Annotated in this window: 20 protein-coding genes; 1 reads left to right on the top strand and 19 read right to left on the bottom strand. The window is 75.2% G+C overall.

Annotation, left to right across the window (positions count from 1 at the left end):
• Positions 1-46: 46 nt before the first annotated feature.
• From AC1050_RS15180 to rpsP, 8 genes are all read right to left on the bottom strand, one after another.
• Entirely contained in the window at positions 47-370 is a 324-nt protein-coding gene (locus tag AC1050_RS15180) for a DUF2469 domain-containing protein (RefSeq protein ID WP_482388238.1), read from the bottom strand.
• Between the two features lie 93 nt (positions 371-463).
• On the bottom strand, positions 464-1,243 hold the full coding sequence (locus AC1050_RS15175; protein ID WP_482388237.1) for a ribonuclease HII: 780 nt from the start codon (positions 1,241-1,243) through the stop codon (positions 464-466).
• Complete coding sequence (gene lepB / locus AC1050_RS15170) at positions 1,240-1,977, bottom strand: signal peptidase I (protein WP_482388236.1); 738 nt, start codon at positions 1,975-1,977, stop codon at positions 1,240-1,242. The genes AC1050_RS15175 and lepB overlap by 4 nt, the downstream gene beginning before the upstream one ends.
• Before the next feature lie 143 nt (positions 1,978-2,120).
• Entirely contained in the window at positions 2,121-2,489 is a 369-nt protein-coding gene (gene rplS / locus AC1050_RS15165) for a 50S ribosomal protein L19 (RefSeq protein WP_482388235.1), read from the bottom strand.
• Between the two features lie 200 nt (positions 2,490-2,689).
• A complete protein-coding gene (trmD, locus tag AC1050_RS15160) occupies positions 2,690-3,469 on the bottom strand; it encodes a tRNA (guanosine(37)-N1)-methyltransferase TrmD (RefSeq protein WP_482388234.1) in 780 nt (259 codons plus the stop codon).
• 1 nt (position 3,470) lies between these two features.
• On the bottom strand, positions 3,471-4,049 hold the full coding sequence (gene rimM / locus AC1050_RS15155) for a ribosome maturation factor RimM (protein WP_482388233.1): 579 nt from the start codon (positions 4,047-4,049) through the stop codon (positions 3,471-3,473).
• A gap of 112 nt (positions 4,050-4,161) precedes the next feature.
• Entirely contained in the window at positions 4,162-4,401 is a 240-nt protein-coding gene (locus AC1050_RS15150; protein WP_454049181.1) for an RNA-binding protein, read from the bottom strand.
• Positions 4,401-4,832: a 30S ribosomal protein S16 gene (rpsP, locus tag AC1050_RS15145; RefSeq protein ID WP_482388232.1), complete on the bottom strand. Its 432-nt coding sequence runs from the start codon at positions 4,830-4,832 to the stop codon at positions 4,401-4,403. The genes AC1050_RS15150 and rpsP overlap by 1 nt, the downstream gene beginning before the upstream one ends.
• 239 nt (positions 4,833-5,071) lie before the next feature.
• Between rpsP and AC1050_RS15140 the strand changes: the two genes are divergently transcribed.
• Positions 5,072-5,902: an alpha/beta fold hydrolase gene (locus AC1050_RS15140; protein ID WP_482388231.1), complete on the top strand. Its 831-nt coding sequence runs from the start codon at positions 5,072-5,074 to the stop codon at positions 5,900-5,902.
• A gap of 4 nt (positions 5,903-5,906) precedes the next feature.
• On the opposite strand, the gene AC1050_RS15135 is transcribed toward AC1050_RS15140, so the two are convergent.
• The 11 genes from AC1050_RS15135 to AC1050_RS15085 all read right to left on the bottom strand — a co-directional run bounded on the left by AC1050_RS15135 (position 5,907) and on the right by AC1050_RS15085 (position 20,483).
• The gene (locus AC1050_RS15135; protein WP_482388230.1) at positions 5,907-7,001 is read right to left on the bottom strand and encodes an amidohydrolase family protein; all 1,095 of its coding nucleotides are present in this window, start codon (positions 6,999-7,001) and stop codon (positions 5,907-5,909) included.
• 11 nt (positions 7,002-7,012) lie between these two features.
• Positions 7,013-8,623, bottom strand: coding sequence for a signal recognition particle protein (gene ffh, locus AC1050_RS15130; protein WP_482388229.1), 1,611 nt, complete (start codon positions 8,621-8,623; stop codon positions 7,013-7,015).
• Between the two features lie 27 nt (positions 8,624-8,650).
• Positions 8,651-10,417, bottom strand: a complete 1,767-nt coding sequence (locus AC1050_RS15125; protein WP_482388228.1) for a [protein-PII] uridylyltransferase — start codon at positions 10,415-10,417, stop codon at positions 8,651-8,653.
• Positions 10,418-10,759, bottom strand: a complete 342-nt coding sequence (locus AC1050_RS15120) for a P-II family nitrogen regulator (protein ID WP_454049186.1) — start codon at positions 10,757-10,759, stop codon at positions 10,418-10,420.
• Positions 10,756-12,063: an ammonium transporter gene (locus AC1050_RS15115; RefSeq protein WP_482388227.1), complete on the bottom strand. Its 1,308-nt coding sequence runs from the start codon at positions 12,061-12,063 to the stop codon at positions 10,756-10,758. Before AC1050_RS15115 ends, AC1050_RS15120 begins: the two co-directional genes overlap by 4 nt.
• Positions 12,064-12,233: 170 nt before the next feature.
• Positions 12,234-13,418, bottom strand: coding sequence for a signal recognition particle-docking protein FtsY (gene ftsY, locus AC1050_RS15110; protein ID WP_482388226.1), 1,185 nt, complete (start codon positions 13,416-13,418; stop codon positions 12,234-12,236).
• 22 nt (positions 13,419-13,440) lie between these two features.
• Positions 13,441-13,935: a hypothetical protein gene (locus AC1050_RS15105; RefSeq protein ID WP_482388225.1), complete on the bottom strand. Its 495-nt coding sequence runs from the start codon at positions 13,933-13,935 to the stop codon at positions 13,441-13,443.
• 95 nt (positions 13,936-14,030) lie between these two features.
• Positions 14,031-17,618: a chromosome segregation protein SMC gene (smc, locus tag AC1050_RS15100; RefSeq protein ID WP_482388224.1), complete on the bottom strand. Its 3,588-nt coding sequence runs from the start codon at positions 17,616-17,618 to the stop codon at positions 14,031-14,033.
• Positions 17,619-17,803: 185 nt separating this feature from the next.
• Positions 17,804-18,235, bottom strand: coding sequence for a nucleoside-diphosphate kinase (gene ndk / locus AC1050_RS15095; RefSeq protein WP_482388223.1), 432 nt, complete (start codon positions 18,233-18,235; stop codon positions 17,804-17,806).
• Between the two features lie 26 nt (positions 18,236-18,261).
• A complete protein-coding gene (locus AC1050_RS15090; RefSeq protein WP_482388222.1) occupies positions 18,262-18,687 on the bottom strand; it encodes a DUF4233 domain-containing protein in 426 nt (141 codons plus the stop codon).
• A 71-nt stretch (positions 18,688-18,758) separates the two neighbouring features.
• A complete protein-coding gene (locus tag AC1050_RS15085; protein ID WP_482388221.1) occupies positions 18,759-20,483 on the bottom strand; it encodes an MDR family MFS transporter in 1,725 nt (574 codons plus the stop codon).
• Positions 20,484-20,515 lie beyond the last annotated feature (32 nt).

The following is a 20,515-nucleotide window of genomic DNA, read 5'->3' as shown; positions in this document are numbered from 1 at the left end:
CCGGGGCCCGCTCAGGCAGCGGGGCGGGTGCCCCGTGAGCCGCGGGTCAGCGCGCGAAGCCGCTGCCGCCGCCGAGGTCCAGGTCCGCCTTGACCAGCTCCTCGACGTTGACGTCCTTGAACGTCACGACGCGCACCGACTTCACGAACCGGGCGGACCGGTACACGTCCCACACCCAGGCGTCGGCCAGCGTCAGCTCGAAGTACACCTCGCCCGCCGCGGACCGCACCTGCAGGTCCACGTGGTTCGCCAGGTAGAACCGGCGCTCCGTCTCCACGACGTACGAGAACAGCCCCACGGCGTCGCGGTACTCGCGGTAGAGCGCGAGCTCCATCTCGGTCTCGTAGTTCTCCAGGTCCTCGGCGCTCACCGACCCATCATCCCCCATGGACGGCCGGGGTCCGCACCCGGGCGCACGTCACCCCCGCGGCCGGACGCACCGCGCCGCGCAGGACGGGCCCGGCTACGGCGCGGCCGGACCCGCCGGCACGAGCGGCAGCGGCTCCAGCAGCACCGGCACCTCGGCGGCGTCGCCCTGCTCGTCGAGCGGCGCCCCCACCCCGGGCAGCCGCCAGGACGTCCGGTGGTGCGGGCTCGGGCCGTGCCGCCGCAGCGCGGCCAGGTGCTCCGGCGCCGAGTACCCCTTGTTCTCGGCCCAGCCGTACTCCGGGTGCTCGTCGTGCAGGCGCGTCATGATCGCGTCGCGCTCCGTCTTGGCCAGGATGCTGGCCGCGGCCACCGCGGCGCACCGCAGGTCGGCCTTGACGATGGTCCGCACCGGCGGCACCACGTCGAGCACGACGGGCGGGCCGAGCAGCGTGTCCTGCGCGGGCGTGGTCACGTAGTCGTGGTTGCCGTCGAGCAGCAGGGCGCCCGGCGCGACGTCGAGCGCGGCGATCGCGCGGTGCGCGGCGAGCCGGAGCGCCGCGATGATGCCGTAGGCGTCGATCTCGGACGGCTCGGCGTGCCCGACGGACCAGGCGGCGGCCCAGCGGCGGATCAGCGGGGCGAGCCGCTCGCGCTCGGCGGGGCTGACCAGCTTGCTGTCCCGCACGCCCTGGGGGACGGCGCGGCTGTCCGCGGTCACGACCACGACCCCGACGGTCACGGGCCCGCTGAGGCTGCCGCGGCCGACCTCGTCGGCGCACGCGAGCGCGGGGACGCCGTCGCGGATGATCTGCCGCTCGACGCGCAGCGTCGGCGCCGCCCGGTTCCAGGCGGTGCGGGCCCGGCCGGCGGTCACGACGGGTCGGGGACGTCGGCGAACACGTCCCCGGGGTTGCGCAGCAGGCCCAGCCGGTCGGCGGGCCACAGCGTGACGAACGCGGTGCCGACCACGTCGTCGACGGGCACCGAGCCGCCGCCCGGGTCGCCCAGGTGGTAGCGGGAGTCCGCGGAGTGCTGCCGGTTGTCCCCCATGACCCACAGGGAGTCCGCGGGCACGGTGACGTCGAACGCGATCTCGCTCGGGCTCGCGCCGGGCGCCAGGTAGGGCGACTCGTCGACCGGCTCGCCGTTGACGGTCAGCGGCGAGCCGTCGCCCGCGGAGGCCACCCGGTCGCCCGGCAGGCCGATGACCCGCTTGATCAGGTGGTCCTCGGACTGCTGCGGCATCAGACCGACCGCGATGAGGGCGTCCTGGACCACGTTGGTCTCCGGGACGGCCTGCTGGTCCAGCCAGCCGCCGGAGTCGGAGAACACGACGATGTCACCGCGGTGCAGGTCGAACGGGCCGGGGGCGAGCTTGCTCACCAGCACGCGGTCGCCCTCGAGCAGCGTGTCGTGCATGGACGCGCTCGGGATGAAGAACGCCTGCGCGAGGAAGGTCTTGACCACCCAGGACAGCACGATCGCGCTCAGCAGGATGATGGCGGTCTCGCGCGCGAAGGACGCGACCGGTCCCCGCCTGCGCTCGGTGGTCGGCCCCGCGCCGGAGCGGGCCTCCTGCTCGGCGGCTGCCGCGTCCTGGTCCGTCACCGCATCACTCTCCCACGTCGTCCCGCTACTTCCCACCATCGCGCGCCGCCCCGCGCAGGTCGCGCACGCCGACCTGCCCGGACGCCGCGACGGGCGGCCACCCCGTCGTGGGGTGACCGCCCGTCGGCGCTGCAGCGGGGGTCTCAGGCCTTCTTGGCCGGGACCGCGTCGCGCTTCTCCTTGATCTTGGCCTTCTTGCCGCGGAGGTTGCGCAGGTAGTAGAGCTTGGCGCGGCGGACGTCACCGCGGGTCGCGACCTCGACCGACTCCAGGGTCGGGGAGTGCACCGGGAAGGTGCGCTCGACGCCGACGCCGAAGGAGACCTTGCGGATGGTGAAGGTCTCGCGGACGCCGTCGCCCTGGCGCGCGATGACCACGCCCTGGAAGACCTGGACGCGAGAGCGGTTGCCCTCGACGACCTTGACGTTGACCTTCAGCGTGTCGCCGGCCCGGAAGTCCGGGATGTCGGTGCGGAGCGAAGCCGCATCGAGCGAGTCGAGGATGTGGGACATCGTGTGTCGCTTTCCCGCCGTGCCACAGGTCACGCGCGTCGTCGTCGGCACCGTGTGGTGCCGGGTGGAGTCAGTGAGGTGCGCGGCCGATCGCTCGGCGGGTCGTGCTCGTCTCCCCCGTGGCAGGGACGTGACCGTGCGCGCACCGACGGACAAGTCTGCCACACGCGGACCTGGGCGGTCGAAACGGGTGGTCGACGTCACGCCGGCGGCGCGACGCCCTCGTCCCCGACCGTCCAGCCGAGCTCGGCCAGGGCGGCCCGGTCGGCCTTGTCCAGGCCGGCGGGGTCCAGCAGCCGCAGCAGGTCCGGGCGGCGCGCGGCGGTGCGGGCGAGCGCCTGGTCGCGGCGCCAGCGCTCGACGCGCCCGTGGTGCCCGGACAGCAGCACCTCGGGGACCTCCAGGTCCCGCCAGGCCGGCGGCTTGGTGTACACGGGGTACTCGAGCAGGCCGGCGCTGCCGTGCGACTCCTCCACCAGCGAGGCCGGGTTGCCGACCACACCGGGCAGCAGCCGGACCACGGCCTCGACCAGCACCATCGCGGCGACCTCGCCGCCGTTCAGCACGTAGTCGCCGATCGAGTACTCGTCGACCCGCACCCCCGGCCGGTCCGCGTAGTGCGCGGCGACGCGGGCGTCGATGCCCTCGTACCGCCCGCAGGCGATCACCAGGTGCTCGTCCTGCGCCCACCGCTCGGCGTGCCGCTGCGTCAGGGAGGCGCCGGACGGGGTCGGCAGCAGCAGGTGGGTGCCGTCGGTGACCAGGTCGTCCAGGGCGGCGCCCCAGACGTCGGGCTTCATGACCATGCCCGCTCCCCCGCCGAACGGGGTGTCGTCGACGGTGCGGTGCCGGTCGGTCGTCCAGTCGCGCAGGTCGTGCACCCGCAGGTCGACCAGGCCGGCGGTCCGGGCCTTGCCGACCAGCGACAGCCCGAGCGGGGTCAAGTAGTCCGGGAAGATCGAGACGATGTCGATGCGCACGTCAGTCGTCGTCCCCCGCCGGGGTGCCGGAGGTCTCGTCGCTGACGACCAGGTTCGCGGCGTCGGCGGCGAGCAGGCCGCCCGGCGGGTCCAGCACCACGCGGCCGCCCGGGACGTCGACGACCGGCACGATCGCCCGGACGAACGGCACGAGCGTGCGGGCGCCGTCGGGCTCGCGGAGCACGAGCACGTCGTGCGCGGGGTGGTGCTCCAGGCCCAGGATCTCGCCCAGCGGACGACCGTCGACGTGCTCGGCGCGCAGCCCGGCCAGCTCGTGCGGGTACCAGGCGTCCTCGTCGTCGTCCTCGGCGGACGTCGCGTCCTCGGCGACCTCCACCACCAGCTCGACGCCGCGCAGCGCCTCCACCGCGGTCCGGTCCGCCGCCTCGGCGAACGTCACGAACCACCGGTCCTGCTGCACGCGCACGCGCTCGACGGTGAGGGGGCCGGCCGACGCGGGCTCGGTGGGCAGCACGGCGCCCACGGTCAGCCGCGCCGCGGGGTCGTCGGTGCGCACGTCCAGCGCGACCTCGCCGCGCAGCCCGTGGGGGCGGCCGATCCGGGCGACCGTCAGCAGCATGGGGTTCCTCTCGGGGCGTCCGGCTCTGGTCCGGACAGCGTAGGGGCGGTGCACAGCACAGGCCCGGTCCCGCGAGGGGACCGGGCCTGTGCCGGGTGGTGCTACGCGCGGATCACCGGCGGGCGACGTCCACGACGTCGACGCGCACCGGGCCCTCGGTCGACAGCGCGCCGACGACGGTGCGCAGCGCGCGCGCCGTCCGGCCGCCGCGGCCGATGACGCGGCCGAGGTCGTCCGGGTGCACCCGGACCTCGAGCAGGTCGCCGCGCCGCAGCGAGCGGGCGTCGACGTGCACGTCGTCCGGGTGGTCGACGATGCCGCGGACCAGGTGCTCCAGCGCGTCGGCGAGCATCAGGCCTGCTCGTCCTCGGCGGTCGCCTCGTCGGCGGCCGGGGCGGCAGCAGCAGCGGCCTTCTTCTCCGAGGCCTTGGCCTTGGCCTTCTCGGCGTCGGCGGCGACGGCGTCGACCGCGGCCTTGACGTCGGACGGCGCGGCCTTGGTGCGCAGGGTGCCCTCGGCGCCCGGCAGGCCCTTGAACTTCTGCCAGTCACCGGTGACCTTGAGCAGCGCCAGCACCTGCTCGGACGGCTGCGCGCCGACGCTGAGCCAGTACTGCGCACGCTCGGAGGAGATCTCGATGAGCGACGGCTCCTCGGTCGGGTGGTACTTCCCGATCTCCTCGATGGCGCGGCCGTCGCGCTTGGTGCGGGAGTCCGCGACGACGACGCGGTAGTACGGCGCCCGGATCTTGCCGAGGCGCTTCAGGCGGATCTTCGTGGCCACAGTGTGGTCTCTCCTGGATGTCTACGGGGCGGTCGTCGCGGTCCGCACGTGGGGCATGCGGTCCGGGTCGGACCTGAAGGACACGACCGCGTGCGGGTAGAGGGGCCGCGCGCGCCGAGTACAGCGAGCCATTCTGCCAGACGCCGACCGCTGCGTGCGACCGTCCGGGGCTGTGACCGGCACGACGCTCACCCCGGCGGGGTGCGGCGCCGGCCCGCGAGGTCTGCCACGGTCGGAGCATGGTCGCCGTGGACTGGGCGGTGCGCGAGGTCGAGGTCGCCGGGCACCACGTCGTGGTGCGGACCGGGCCGGTCGTCGCCGGCTCGACGCCGCTCGTCCACGTGCACGGGTTCGCGATCTCCGGCCGGTGCATGCTCCCCACCGCCGCCGCCCTGGCAGGTCGCGCCACGACGGTCGTCCCCGACCTGCCGGGGCACGGGCTGAGCCCGGCGGCGCGGCCCCCGCTGACGATCCCCCGGCTGGCGGAGGCGCTGCTCGGCACGCTCGACGCCCTGGGGCTGGACCGGGTGGTGCTGATCGGCAACTCCCTCGGCTGCCCGGTCAGCCTGGAGGCGGCGCACGACGCGCCCGGGCGGGTCGAGCGCATCGTCCTGGTCTCCCCCGCCGGCGGGGTGCACAACCAGCCGTTCTCGCGCGCGGTCGTCCAGCTGGCCCGCGACGCGGTGCGGGAGAGCCCGCGGATGGCACGCGTCGCCGTGCCGGACTACCTGCACTACGGCCTGGTCGCCACGGTCCGCGCGTTCCACGAGCTGGTGCACTTCCCGTCGCTGGAGCGGCTGCTGCGCACGCCGGTGCCGACGCTCGCGGTGCTCGGGTCGCGCGACCCGCTGATGCCACCGCCGTGGCGGGCCCGGGAGGTCGCGCGGCTGGCGCCGGAGCACCTGACCGTCCTGCTCGTCCGCGGCGCCGCGCACGCGATGAACTTCAGCCACCCCGGCGAGCTCGCGCACGCGATCGGCTGCTGGCTGGACGACCGCGAGATCACGGACGACCCCGACTCCCCCGGTGAGACGCGGGTGCTGCAGCGCGCGCGGGACGTCCGCGGCTGACGCGTCACGCCACCCGCACGCCCCGCAGCACCACCGCGCGCGGCGCCGCCAGCTCGGCGATGTCGGCCCGCGGGTCGGCGTCGTACGCCACCAGGTCGGCGCTCGCCCCCTCGTCGAGCCCGGGCACCCCGAGCCACGCGCGGGTGTGCCAGGACGCCGCCGCCACGACGTCGGGCGCCGGGACGCCGGCCGCGACCAGCTCGGCGGCCTCGTCGGCGATCCGGCCGTGCCCGATGGTGCCGCCCGCGTCGGTGCCGACCAGCAGCCGCACCCCCGCGTCGTGCAGGTCGCGGACGTGCGCGTACCGGCGGTGGTGCATCCGGCGCATCCGGGCGGCGTACAGGGGGTACTTCCCGGCGCGGTCGGCGATGGCCCCGAACTGCGCGACCTGCAGCAGCGTCGCGGTGACCGGGATGCCGGCGTCGGCGATCCGGGCGATGTGCCGGTCCTGCGCCCCGGTGGCGTGCTCCAGGCAGTCGACGCCGGCGTCGAGCAGCGCGTCGAGCGCCTCGGTGGCGAAGGTGTGGGCGGTGACCCGGGCACCGGCCGCGTGCGCCGCCGCCACCGCGCCCGCGAGGACGTCGTCCGGCCACAGCGGGCGCAGGTCGCCCTGGTCGCCGAGGTCCCGGTCGATCCAGTCGGCGACCAGCTTGACCCAGCCGTCCCCGCGGGCGGCCTCCTCGCGCACCGCGGTCGCGAGGTCCCCGACGGCGTCCAGCTCGCGGCCGTAGTGCCGCAGGTAGCGCCGGGGCCGGGCCAGGTGGCGCCCGGCGCGGATCAGCCGCGGCAGGTCGGCCCGGTCGTGCACCCAGGCGGTGTCGGCGGGCGAGCCCGCGTCGCGCACCAGCAGCACACCGGAGTCGCGGTCGGCGAGCGCCTGCGCCTCGGCGGTGGCCCGGTCGACGGCGCCCTCGGCCGCGAGGCCGATGTGGCAGTGGACGTCGACGAGACCCGGGACGACCCAGCCGCCGATCGTCGTCACGTCACCGGACGCGGGCCGCTCGAACGTGATCCGGCCGCCGACCACCCAGGCCTGCCCGACCACCCGGTCGTCGTCCAGGACGACCGGGCCGGTCAGGTGCAGGACCTCGGCGGTCACCGGCGCGGGCCTCAGCGCCCGAGGAACTTCTGCAGGTCCTCGAGGCTGGACGGGTCGAAGGCGTCCGGCTGCTGCTGCGGCGCGGCGCCGCCCAGGCCGAACGCCGAGCCCTTGGCCGCGGCGGGCGCGGCCGGGGCGATGCCGGCGGCCCGGTCGGCCGCGGCCTTCGCCTCGAGGGCGCGCTTGGCCGGGTTGCCGGACTTGCCCTTGACCTTCTTGGACGCCGCCGCCGTGCGGCCGCGGCCCTTCTTGCCCGTGCCGGGCAGGTTGCCCATGCCCGGGATCGGCATGCCGCCGCCCTTGGCCATCTGCTGCATCATCTTCTGCGCGGCGGTGAACCGCTCCAGCAGCCCGTTGACGTCGGACACCTGGACGCCGGAGCCCGCGGCGATGCGCGAGCGGCGCGAGCCGTTGATGATCTTCGGGTTGTCCCGCTCGGCCGGCGTCATCGACCGGATGATCGCCTCGACGCGGTCGACCTCGCGCTCGTCGAAGTTCTCGATGGCCTCGCGCATCTGCCCCATGCCGGGGAGCATGCCGAGCATCTTCTTCATCGAGCCCATGTTCTTCAGCTGCTGCATCTGCTGCAGGAAGTCCGCGAGCGTGAAGCCCTGGCCCGACGCGAGCTTGCCGGCCATCTCCTCGGCCTGCTCGGCGTCGAACGCCTTCTCGGCCTGCTCGATGAGCGTGAGCACGTCGCCCATGTCGAGGATGCGCGACGCCATGCGGTCCGGGTGGAACACCTCGAACTCGGTGAGCTTCTCGCCCGTGGAGGCGAACAGGATCGGCCGGCCGGTGACCGAGGCGACCGACAGCGCGGCACCACCGCGCGCGTCGCCGTCGAGCTTGGACAGCACGACGCCGGTGAAGCCGACGCCCTCCTGGAACGCGGTCGCGGTCGCGACGGCGTCCTGGCCGATCATCGCGTCGATGACGAACAGGATCTCGTCCGGGTCGACCGCGTCGCGGATGTCGGCGGCCTGCTGCATGAGCTCGGCGTCCACGCCGAGCCGGCCGGCGGTGTCCACGATGAGCACGTCGTGCTGGCGCGCCCGGGCGGTCGCGAGGCCCTCGCGGGCGACGGCGACCGGGTCGGCACCGGTGACCACGTCCAGCTCGCTGCCCTGGTTGCCCGGGTGCGGGGCGAACACCGGGACGCCGGCGCGCTCGCCGACCACCTGGAGCTGGGTGACGGCGTTCGGGCGCTGCAGGTCGGCCGCGACCAGCAGCGGCGTGTGGCCCTGGCTCTTGAGGTGCAGCGCGAGCTTGCCGGCGAGCGTCGTCTTGCCCGCACCCTGCAGACCCGCGAGCAGGATGACGCTCGGCGGGTTCTTGGCCAGGTGCAGCGGCCGGCTCTCGCCGCCGAGGATCGCGACGAGCTCGTCGTTGACGATCTTGACGACCTGCTGCGCCGGGTTGAGGGCGCCGGAGACCTCGACGGAGAGCGCGCGCTCGCGCACCGCGCCGGTGAACTGGCGCACCACGGGCACGGCGACGTCCGCGTCGAGCAGGGCCCGGCGGATCTCGCGCACGGTGGCGTCGATGTCCGCCTCGGACAGCCGCCCCTTGGAGCGCAGGTTCTTGAAGGTCGACGTCAGTCGGTCGGACAGGGTGGCGAACACCGCGCGATCCTCACGCTCTCTCGGCGGTCAGGGACGTCCCAGGGTACCCGCCAGCCGGGCCGACGCCCGCGCCACGAGGTCGTCGGCGAGCTGGGCGCGCCACGCGGTCCAGGCGGCCGGCCCGGCGGAGGACGCGTCGGCCTCGGTGAGCGCCCGCAGCAGCGTCAGCAGGTCCGCCCGGTGGTCGACGGCGGCCAGCAGCGCGTCCACGGTCGCCGGGTCGTCCGGGTCGGAGCCCGTGGCGAGCTCGGACAGCGTCAGGTGGTGCCGCACCAGCCGCGCGACGTCGGCGGCGTCGTCGGGACCGAAGCCCATCCGCAGCGCGATCGGCCCGGCCAGGCGCGCGCCCTCGACGGAGTGGTCCCCCGCACCGGCGCGCTTGCCGATGTCGTGCAGCAGCGCGGCGACGAGCAGCACGTCCGGCCGCTCGACCGTCCGCCGCAGCCCGGCGGCGCGGGCCGCGGCCTCGACCAGGTGCCGGTCGACGGTGTGCCGGTGGATCGGCGAGCGCTGCGGGCGGTTCCGCACCCCGGCCCACTCCGGGATCCAGGTCGTGACGACGCCCGCCAGGTCCAGCGCCTCCCACACCGGCACCTGCGCCGCGCCTGTGGCGAGCAGCTGGACCAGCAGCGTGCGCGCGGCCCGGGGCCACGGCGTCGGCAGCGCGGGGGTCCGCTCCAGGCTGGCCACGGTGATCGGCGACAGCGTGAGCCCCGTGCGCGCGGCGGTCGCGGCGGCGCGCAGCGCGAGCAGCGGGTCGGTGCCCGGCTCGGCGTCGGCGGCGAGCACCAGCTCCCCGTCGTGCTCGACCAGGCCCTCCCCGACGGTGCGCAGCCGCGGGGGCGTCCGGCGGCCCCGGACCAGCACCGGCCGGCGGGCGGGCCGGGCCAGCGCCTGCCGGGCGTTCCGGGCCGTGGTGTCGAGCGCGTAGGAGACGATGCGGCCGGCCTCGGCCAGCCCGGCGAGCAGGTCGTCGCGGTCCCCCACGCCGAGCAGCGCGGCGACCTCGTCCTGGTCCGCGAGCAGCAGCCGGTTGGTGTGCCGCCGGCTCACGGTCTGCACGGCGTCCCGCACGTCGAGCAGGTGCGCGTGCGCCCGGTCGACGGCGCCGTGCGGGCGGTCGGTCAGCCAGGTGGCGGCGAGCGCGGACAGCACGACGGCGTCCCGGATCCCGCCGCGGGCCTCCTTGAGGTCGGGCTCGATCAGGTACGCGAGCTCGCCGTGCCGCTCGGCGCGCTGCCGGGTGGAGGCCAGCAGCTCGGGCAGCCGGCGGCGCGCGGCGGACCGCCAGTCGGCGAGCAGCGCGGAGCGCGCGCGGTGCACGATCCCCGGGTCGCCCGCGACCGGGCGCAGGTCGAGCAGCCCGACCGCGGCCGGCAGGTCCTTGGACGCGACCTGGCGGCACTGCGCGAGCGAGCGCACGGAGTGGTCCAGGTCCAGCCCGGCGTCCCACACGGGGTACCAGAGCCGGTCGGCCAGCTGTGCGAGCTCCGCGGCGGTGTGGCCGCGGCCGTCGTGCACCAGCAGCAGGTCCAGGTCGCTGGTCGGGCTCGCGTCGCCGCGGCCGACGCTGCCGACCGCGCCGAGCCCGATGCCGGGCGTCTCGCGCCCGTCGGTGGCGAGCTCCCACTGCTCGGCGAGGCGCCGCAGCACCAGGTCGGACATGGTCCGGCGCCGCTCGGCGCCGTCGGCGTCGGGCCCGGACTCCCGCGTGGCGAGGTCGAGCCGCTCATGGCGGAGGTCCCGCACCCCCACGGGATCGCGGGGGTGCGGGACCTCGGGCAGTGCAGCCATCTACAGCGCGTCGGGGCCGTGCTCGCCGGTGCGCACCCGGGCGACGTCCTCGACCGGGACGACCCAGACCTTGCCGTCGCCGATCTTGCCGGTCTGCGCGGCCTTGACGACCACCTCGACGACACCGGGGGTGTCCTCGTCGGCGACCAGCACGTCGATCTTCACCTTCGGCACCAGGTCGACGGTGTACTCCGCGCCGCGGTAGACCTCGGTGTGGCCGCGCTGCCGGCCGTAGCCGCTCGCCTCGCTCACCGTCAGACCGCGGACACCGGCCGCCTCGAGGGCCGACTTCACGTCGTCCAGCCGATGGGGCTGGATGACTGCCGTCACGAGCTTGGTCATGCCTTCACCTCCGTCACCACGCGGGCGCCGCCCAGCGTCTCGTATGCGGTCTCACCGTGCACGGCGAGGTCGATGCCGCCGACCTCGGCCTCCTCGCTGACCCGCCAGCCCATCGTGGCCTTGAGGATCACGGCGATGACGAGCGTCGCCAGGCCGGAGAACACGATCGCCGCGACCGCGACGATGATCTGCGTGAGCAGCTGCGTCACGCCGCCACCGTAGAACAGGCCCTCCATGGCGCCGTCCGGGAACCAGGCGGAGTCGCCGTCGGTCGCGAACAGGCCGATCAGGATCGTGCCGACCAGACCGCCGACCAGGTGCACGCCGACCACGTCGAGCGAGTCGTCGTAGCCGAACCGGTACTTCAGCCCGACCGCGAGGGCGCACAGGACGCCCGCGACGAGGCCGATGGCGATGGCGCCGAAGGTGTCGACCGCCGCGGCGGCCGGGGTGATCGCGACCAGGCCGGCGACGACGCCGGACGCGGCGCCCAGCGAGGTGGCGTGGCCGTCGCGGATCTTCTCCGTGATCAGCCAGCCGAGGATGGCGACCGCGGTGGCGACGAGCGTGTTGAGCCAGGCGCGTCCGGACACGGAGTCGGCGCCGAACTCGGAGCCGGCGTTGAACCCGAACCAGCCGAACCACAGCAGCGCCGCGCCGAGCATGACGAACGGCAGGTTGTGCGGCCGCATCGGCTCCTTGCCGAAGCCCTTCCGCTTGCCGATGATCACGGCGAGCACCAGGCCCGCGATACCGGCGTTGATGTGCACGACCGTGCCGCCGGCGAAGTCGATCGGGGTGGACAGGCCGCTGGTGATGCCGTCGGCGCCGAGCGCGCCGCCGCCCCAGACCATGTGCGCGAGGGGGACGTAGACCACGGTGACCCAGACGGCCACGAAGGCCAGCCAGGTGCCGAACTTGGTCCGGTCCGCGATGGCGCCGGAGATCAGCGCGACGGTGATGATGGCGAAGGTCGCCTGGTAGCCCACGGCGACCAGCGCCGGGACGCCCATGCCGAGCATCAGGCTGTCGTCGTCGGTCATCCCGGCGAGGCCGAACCAGTCGAACGGGTTGCCGATCAGGCCCGCGACGTCGGTGCCGAACACACCGGAGTAGCCGTAGAGCACCCAGATGAGGCCGACGACGCCGATGGCGCCGAAGCTCATCATCATCATGTTCAGCACGCTCTTGCCACGCACCATGCCGCCGTAGAAGAACGCCAGACCAGGCGTCATCAGGAGGACCAGGGACGCGGACGTGAGCATCCACGCGGTATTTCCGCTGTCGAGCGCGAACTCTTCCATGCAGGTCGCCTTTCCCGTTCGTCGGCACGAGCGGCCGGATCGGGCACCAGCGTCCTGGTCGGGCATTTCGTGGCGTGGCAGCGCGCGTTACACGCGTGTGACGCGAGGGTCCGCGAGGTAAACGTTCTGTTGCCGGACGGCCTGCGTCTCAGCCCGCGAACGGTCCGGCGTCAGCCGAGGATGCCGTCCACGAACTCCTCGGCGTCGAACGGCGCCAGGTCGTCCGGGCCCTCCCCCAGGCCGACGAGCTTGACCGGCACGCCGAGCTCGCGCTGCACCGCCACGACGATGCCGCCCTTGGCGGTGCCGTCCAGCTTGGTCAGCACGATGCCGGTGACGCCCGCGACCTCGGCGAACACCCGGGCCTGGTTCATGCCGTTCTGGCCGGTGGTGGCGTCGAGGACCAGCAGGACCTCGGACAGCGGCGCGGTGCGCGTGATGACGCGGGTGATCTTGCCGAGCTCGTCCATCAGGCCGGCCTTGTTCTGCAGCCGCCCGGCGGTGTCGACCAGGACGACGTCGACGCCCTCGGCCACGCCCTCGCGGACCGCCTCGAACGCCACCGAGGCCGGGTCGGCCCCGTCGCGGTCGGAGCGGACGGTGCGCACGCCGACGCGCGACCCCCAGGTCTCGAGCTGGTCCGCCGCGGCGGCGCGGAAGGTGTCCGCCGCGCCCAGCACGACCGTGCGGCCCTCGGCGACCAGGACGCGGGACAGCTTGCCGACGGTGGTCGTCTTGCCGGTGCCGTTGACCCCGACGACCAGGACGACGGCCGGGACGGTGACGCCGTCCTCGCCCGAGGTGGGCGCGGTCGCGAGCGAGCGGTCCAGCGTCGGGTCCACCAGCGCGAGCAGCTGCTCGCGCAGCAGGGACCGCACCTGGGCGGGGTCCTTGAGGCCCTGCACCCGGGCCTGCGTGCGCAGCGCCTCGACGAGGTCGGCGGACGGGCCGGCGCCGACGTCGGCCAGCAGCAGCGTCTCCTCGAGCTCGTCCCAGTCGTCCTCCGTGAGGTGGTCGCGGGACAGCACCTGCAGCATCCGGGCGCCGAGCGGCGAGCCCGACCGGGCGAGCCGGTCGCGCAGCCGGGACAGCCGGCCGGCCGCGGGCGCCGGGACCTCGAGGGCCGGCGCCGTCGCGGCGGACTCCGGCGCGGGGACCGCGACCTCGGGCGCCTCGGCCTCGGGCGCGGGGGCCGCGGGGCGCTCCAGCGTGGTGGTGCTGCCGGCGGGGCGGTCCTCGGGCCGGTCGCCGCGGTCGCCCGAGCGGCGTCGCTGGATGACCGCGGCACCGCCGCCCAGCAGGGCCAGGGCCGGCACGCCGACGAGGAGCAGGTTCAGGAGGTCGTTCGAGTCCACCCGGACAGTGTGTCAGGCCGCGTCAGCCGTCGCCGCGCTGCGGCGGCACGGCGGGCGGTGCGGCGGGCGCCGCGACCCTGCCGACGGGCACGTGCCCGCCGCGCCGCGGCCCGGTCGGGCCCGCGGGGCCGGGCGCGCCCGCGGGGCCGGGCGCTGCCGACGGCGTCGCGGGCCGGCGGGCGGCCGTGCTCGACCCGGTGCGGGACTGCGGCAGGTGCCCGCGGAGCCGGCTCGCGCGCTCGCCCGTGCGCTCGAGCACGCCGGCGAGCTCGTCCAGCTGCAGGTAGCCGTCGTCCGGCTGGGAGACCTCGGCGAACAGCTGGTCGAACGGGACGTCGACCGGCTCGGCCTCGTCCAGGTCACCGGCGTCCTCGTCGCGCCGGCGGCGCAGGCCGCTGCGGAAGTCCCGCCAGAACCCGCGCACGTCCGTGCTGCCGCCGCCGGCTGCGTTCGCGACGGCGATGACCCCGATCGCGGCCAGCAGCGCCAGCCCGACCACCCAGATGTACCCGCCCATGGTGATGATGATCGGTCGTCCGGCGGCGACGCGCCGGGGCGCCGCGCGCACCCGCGTCGAACTGCTACGGGATCTTCACACGGCGCCGTGGCGCCTCAGACCCCGACCTCGTCCCGCAGCCGCTGGCTGATGACGGTCGTCACGCCGTCGCCGCGCATCGTGACGCCGTAGAGGGCGTCGGCGATCTCCATCGTGCGCTTCTGGTGGGTGACGACGATCAGCTGGGAGTCGCGCTGCAGCTCGGTGAAGATCTCCAGCAGCCGGCCCAGGTTCGCGTCGTCCAGCGCGGCCTCGACCTCGTCCATCACGTAGAACGGGCTGGGCCGGGCCTTGAAGATCGACACCAGCAGCGCGACGGCCGTCAGCGACCGCTCGCCGCCGGACAGCAGCGACAGCCGCTTGACCTTCTTGCCGGCGGGGCGGGCCTCGACCTCGATGCCGGTGGTGAGCATGTCGCCGGGGTCGGTGAGCACCAGCCGCCCCTCGCCGCCCGGGAAGAGCCGCGGGAACACCAGGTCGAACTGCGCGGCGGTGTCCCGGTACGCCTCGGCGAACACCTGCTCGACGCGCTCGTCGATCTCGCGGACGATCTCCATCAGGTCGGCGCGGGACTTCTTGAGGTCGGCGAGCTGCTCGACCAGGAACTTGTGCCGCTCCTCCAGCGCCGCGAACTCCTCCAGCGCGAGCGGGTTGACCCGCCCCAGCTGGGACAGCGCGCGCTCGGCCTGCTTCAGGCGCTTCTCCTGCTCGGCCCGGACGTACGGCACCTCCCGGGGCGCGGGGTCGCCGTCCGGGTCCGCTGCGTCCGCTGCGTCCGCCGGTGCCGTCAGCACGGGGACCCCGCGGTGCGGGCCGAACTCCTCGACCAGCACGGCCGGGTCGATCCCCAGGTCCTCGACGGCGCGGGTCTGCAGCTGCTCGACGCGCAGCCGCTGCTCCGCGCGCGCCACCTCGTCGCGGTGCGCGGCGTCGGTCAGCCGGGCGACCTCGCGCTGCCGCTCGTCCAGCTGGGTGCGCACGGTGCCCAGCTCGGCCTCCCGCTCGGCGCGCGCGGCCTCGGCGGCGTCCCGCTCGGCGGCGGCGGCGGCCAGGCTGCGCTCCAGCACGCCGAGCGTCTGCGCGGCGCCCTGCGCGACGGCGGTGGCGATCGCGGCGTGCCGGGCCCGGGCGCGCTCGCGCTCCGCGGCCTTCTCCCGGGCGGCGCGCTCCGTCCGCGCGGCGCGGGCCAGGGACTCGGCGCGCCCGGACAGGGCCCGGGCACGCTCCTCGGCCGTGCGCAGCGTCAGACGGGCCTCCATCTCGCGGCCGCGCGCGGCCGAGGCCGCGGCCGTCAGCGTCTCCCGCTCGGCGGTGCGCTCCTCGATGGCGGTGTCGGTGTCGGCGGGCTCGGCCTCCGCGGCGGCGAGCCGCTCGGTGAGCTCCGCCAGCTCGGTGGCGCCGGCCGCCAGCGCCTCCTCGGCCGTGGTCAGCGACGCGCGCACGCGCTCGGCCTCGGCGCGCGCTGCGCGGGCGGTCGCGCCGAGGTGCCCGAGCTGCTCGGCGACGGCCGCCAGCGCGGCGTCGGACTCGTTCAGCCGCTCCAGGGTGCCCTCGTACTCCGCGCGGGCCGCCTCGTGCGCCTCGCGGGCCCCCACCAGCGCGAACCGGGCCTGCTCCGCCCGGGCCGTGGCGGCGTCGGCGCCCTGCCGGGCGTCGTCGAGCGCGGTCTGCAGGTGCAGGGCGCTCGGCGCCGTCGCCGACCCGCCGGACGCCCGGTGCGTGGCCAGCACGTCACCGGTGCGCGTCGCGACCACCAGGTCGGGACGACCGCGCAGCACCACCCGGGCCGCCACCAGGTCGTCCACGACGACGACGTCGCGCAGCAGCCGGCGCACGGCGGGCAGCACGGCCGGCGGGGCCTGCACCAGGTCCACCGCCCAGGCGGCCCCGTCCGGGGCGGCGCCCGGCGCGTCCTCGGCGTCGGAAGCCGCGGCGGCCACCACGAGCCCGGCGCGCCCGGCGTCCTGGTCCCGCAGCCAGCGGATCGCGTCGACGGCGGCCTCGACGGACTCGACGGCCACCGCGTCGGCCGAGGCCCCGAGCGCGGCGACGATCGCGTCCTCGTCGCCCGGGGCCACGCCGATCAGGGCGGCGAGCGAGCCGACCACGCCGGCCAGGTCGTCCGAGCCGAGCAGCGCGCCGGCGCCGTCCTTGCGCGTGAGGCTGAGCTCCAGCGTCTCGATCCGGGAGGTCAGCGCCGCGTGCTCGCGCTCCGCCCCGCTCAGCTGCTCGGTCAGCTCCGCGACGCGGGCGGCGGCGGTCTCGACGGCCTCGGCCGCGGCCTCGTGCGCGGCGTCCAGGCCCTCCTCCCCCTCCTCGACGCCCGCGACCTGCGTCTCGAGGGCGGCGAACTCGACGGTGGCCTCCTGCCCGCGGCGCTCGGCCTCGGTCAGGGTGGCGCGCAGGCGGCCGATCTCGGCCTCGGTGGCCTCGAGCCTGCTGCGCCGGGCGCCGACCTGGCCCGCGAGCCGGGCGAGGCCCTCGCGCCGGTCGGCGGCACCGCGCAGCACGGTGGCGAGCGCCTTCTCCGCCGCGGCGGCGGCGTCCTCCGCCTCCTGGCGCGCGGCCTGCGCGGCGGTCAGCCCGGTGCGCGCGACCTCCACCTCGGCCGCCAGCTCGGCCTCCGCCGCCCGCGCGCGCTCGGCCTGGCGCTCCAGCTCGTCGGGGTCCTGGCCGCGGCTCGGCTCGGGGCCTGCCGTGCCGAGCAGCCGCGCCCGGTCCCCCGCCAGCGAGGCAGTGCCAAGCAGCCGCTCGCGCAGCGACGACAGCCCGTACCAGAGCTCCGCGGCCGCCCCCAGCGCCGGTGCGGCCTCCGCCGCCTCGCGCTCGAGCGCCGCCAGCCGCGCGCGGGCGGAGTCCAGCGCCTGCTCCGCCTCGGCCCGCCGGGCGCGCAGCGCCGTGTCGTCGGCGATCTCCTGCTCCAGGGTCGCGGTCAGCTGGGCCAGGTCGTCGGCCAGCAGCCGCGCGCGGGCGTCGCGCAGGTCGGCCTGCACGGTCTGCGCGCGGCGGGCGACCTCCGCCTGCCGGCCGAGGGGGCCGAGCTGCCGCCGCAGCTCCGCGGTCAGGTCGGTCAGGCGGGTCAGGTTGGCCTGCATCGCGTCGAGCTTGCGGAGCGCCTTCTCCTTGCGCTTGCGGTGCTTGAGGACGCCGGCCGCCTCCTCGATGAAGCCGCGGCGCTCCTCGGGGGTCGCCCGCAGCACGGCGTCGAGCTGACCCTGGCCGACGATCACGTGCATCTCGCGACCCAGGCCCGAGTCGGACAGCAGGTCCTGGATGTCCAGCAGCCGGCAGGCGCGGCCGTTGATCGCGTACTCCGAGCCGCCGTTGCGGAACAGCGTCCGCGAGATCGTCACCTCGGTGTACTCGATCGGCAGCGCGCCGTCGGAGTTGTCGATCGTCAGGGACACCTCGGCCCGGCCCAGCGGCGGGCGGCCGGAGGTGCCGGCGAAGATGACGTCCTCCATCTTGCCGCCGCGCAGGGACTTGGCGCCCTGCTCGCCCATCACCCAGGCGAGCGCGTCGACGACGTTGGACTTGCCCGAGCCGTTCGGCCCGACGACGCAGGTCACCCCGGGCTCCAGGTTCAGCGTCGTCGCCGAGGCGAACGACTTGAACCCGCGCAGGGTGAGCGTCTTCAGGTGCACGGCCGCAGCCTAGTGCGGCGGACCCGCCCGCCCGCGGAGGCTCCGGCCGCGGGCACCTCGCGGCCCCCGCGGACCCGTGAGGTCGTCAGACGACGACGAGGTCGTCACGTAGGTGTGACGACCTCGCCGACGTGTGACGACCTCGGCGCTCGACGGCTCCGGGTACGGGACGGGTGCGGGACGGGTCAGGACGCGAGGGCGGGGAACCAGAGGCCGATCTCGCGGGCGGCCGACTCCTCGGAGTCCGAGCCGTGCACGAGGTTCTGGGTCACCTTGAGGCCCCAGTCGCGGCCGAGGTCGCCGCGGATGGTGCCGGGCGCCGCGGTGGTCGGCTCGGTGGAGCCGGCCAGGGACCGGAAGCCCTCGATGACGCGGTGGCCCTCGGCGACCACGGCGAGCACCGGGCCGGACTTCATGAAGTCGACCAGGGGCTGGAAGAACGGCTTGCCCTCGTGCTCGGCGTAGTGCTGCTGCAGCAGGGCGTCGTCGGCGGTGCGGAGCTCGACGGCCACGAGGGTGTAGCCCTTGGCCTCGATGCGGCGGAGGACCTCGCCGGAGAGTCCGCGGCGGACGCCGTCGGGCTTGACCAGGACGAGGGTGCGCTGGATGTCGCTCATGCGGGTGACTCTAACCGGAGGGGCGGCTACGGCGCGGGCGGGTCCGAGCGGTCCGGCAGCCCGCCCTGCGGGGTCTGGTCCGGGTAGAGCCGGTCGAACTCCGCGCGCTCCGCGTCGATCCGCCCGCCGAGCCGCAGCGACACGAACCACAGCACCGCGAACAGCAGCCCGAGGACGTACATCAGCGGGATCACCACCCCGCAGGCGATCACCAGCAGCTGGGCCACCGAGCCGGCGACGTAGCCGCCAGGCCGCGTCACCATCCGGGACAGGACGACCAGGACGAGGAACATCGACCCCGCCACGGTCCAGATGACCGGTGGCGGGGCCGAGCGCAGCCCGTACGCCGTCAGCGCCGCGAACAGCACCAGCACGCCCTCGAGGACCAGGATCATCGAGGTGAACTGGGGCTTGGCGGGGCGCTTGGGGCGCGGGGGCCGCGACGCGTGCATGCTCACTCCGGGGCCCCCGCGGGATCGGGAGCGCAGCGAGCGATGTCGTGGGCTGAGTTCACGACCGCAGGTTACCGGCGGTCGTGGCCGGACCCGGCACCGGGGGTGCCGTCGCCTGCCCCCGACGGGACGGTCGCGCCGACCGGGCCGGGCGGCACGGACGCCGCCCCCTGCGCAGCCGCGTCGACGGCCGCGGGCGTGCCCGCGGGACCGCCGGCCGTCGCCTCGCCGCGCGCCACCATGCCGGCGACGTCGGAGAGCTTCACCTCGCGCAGGAACAGCGTGAGCACGAAGCCCAGCGCCAGCAGCGGCACGAGGTACCAGAACGCCGGGGCCAGCGCCTCGGTGTAGGCGTTCACGACGCCGTCGTGCAGCTGCTCGGGCAGCTGCGCGACCACGGCCGGGGTGAGCGACTCGGCCGAACTGGACGGGTCGATCGCCGCGTCCCCGCCGGCGGGCGCGCCCGCGAAGACGGCCTCCAGCCGCTCCGACAGCCGGCTGGTGAAGATGGTGCTGAACAGCGCCGTGCCGACGGCCGCGCCGATCTCGCGGAAGAAGTTGTTCGCGCTGGTCGCGGTGCCGAGCTCGTGCGGGTCGACCGAGTTCTGGACGGCGAGCACGATCGTCTGCATCACCAGGCCGAGGCCGGCGCCCAGGAAGAAGATCATCGCGCCGAACAGCACCATCGACATGTCGCCGGTGATCGTGGTGAGCCACGCGAGGCCGAGCGTCGCGATGGCCATGCCGGTGATCGGGAACGCCTTGTACCGCCCGGTCTTCGTGATCGCGATGCCGGACCCGATCGCCGTCAGCATGACGCCGACGGTCATCGGGAGCATGAGCAGGCCGGACTCGGTCACGCCCGACCCGGTCGACATCTGCAGGAAGGTCGGCAGGAACGCGAGCGAGGCGAACATGCCCATGCCGATGACCAGGCCGACGCCGGTGGCCAGCGTGAAGGTCCGGTTCTTGAACAGGCGCAGCGGCAGGATCGGCTCCTGCGCGCGCAGCTCGACCAGGACGAACGCGACCGCGGCGGCGACCGTCGCGACCAGCAGGCCGACCAGGCGGCCGTCGGACCAGTCGTAGCCCGCCTCGCCGCTGACGGAGCTCCACGAGGTGACGAGCACCAGGCCGGAGGTGGCCAGGGTGAGCAGCACGATGCCGGCGACGTCGAGCTTGCGGCCCGAGCGGTGGCTCGGGAGCTTCAGCGTGATCCACGCGGTCACGAACGCCGCGATGCCGACCGGGATGTTGATCCAGAAGCACCAGCGCCAGTCGGCGTGGTCGGTGAACAGGCCGCCGAGCAGCGGGCCGGCCACGGCCGCGACGCCGAACATCGCGCCCATCGGGCCCATGTACTTGCCGCGCTCCTTGGCAGGCACGATGTCGGCGATGATCGCCTGGGACAGGATGATCAGGCCGCCGCCGCCGAGGCCCTGCACGCCGCGCCACGCGACGAGCTCCCCGAACGACTGCGCGAAGCCCGCGCCGGCGGACGCGACGGTGAACAGCGCGATGGCGATGAGGAACGGCCAGCGCCGGCCCCACAGGTCGCCGAACTTGCCGTACAGCGGCATGACGATCGCGATGGCCAGGATGTAGATCGTCACGACCCAGCCCTGGTGCTCGACGCCGTTCAGCTCGCCGACGATGGTCGGCATCGCGGTGCCGACGATCGACTGGTCGAGCGACGACAGCAGCATGCTGGCGAGCAGGGCGCCGAAGATCAGCCAGATGGTGCGCTGGTTCAGCTCCACCAGCGGCTTGTCGGGTGCGGGGGCGGCGGATGCCATGGGTACCTCGTCCGTTCGGTCGGGGTCGGCAG

The sequence above is a fragment of the Cellulomonas sp. NEAU-ZC6 genome, from assembly GCF_056844425.1.
Note: the sequence above shows the minus strand (reverse complement) of the source record. Positions and strands in the feature narration are given on the sequence as shown.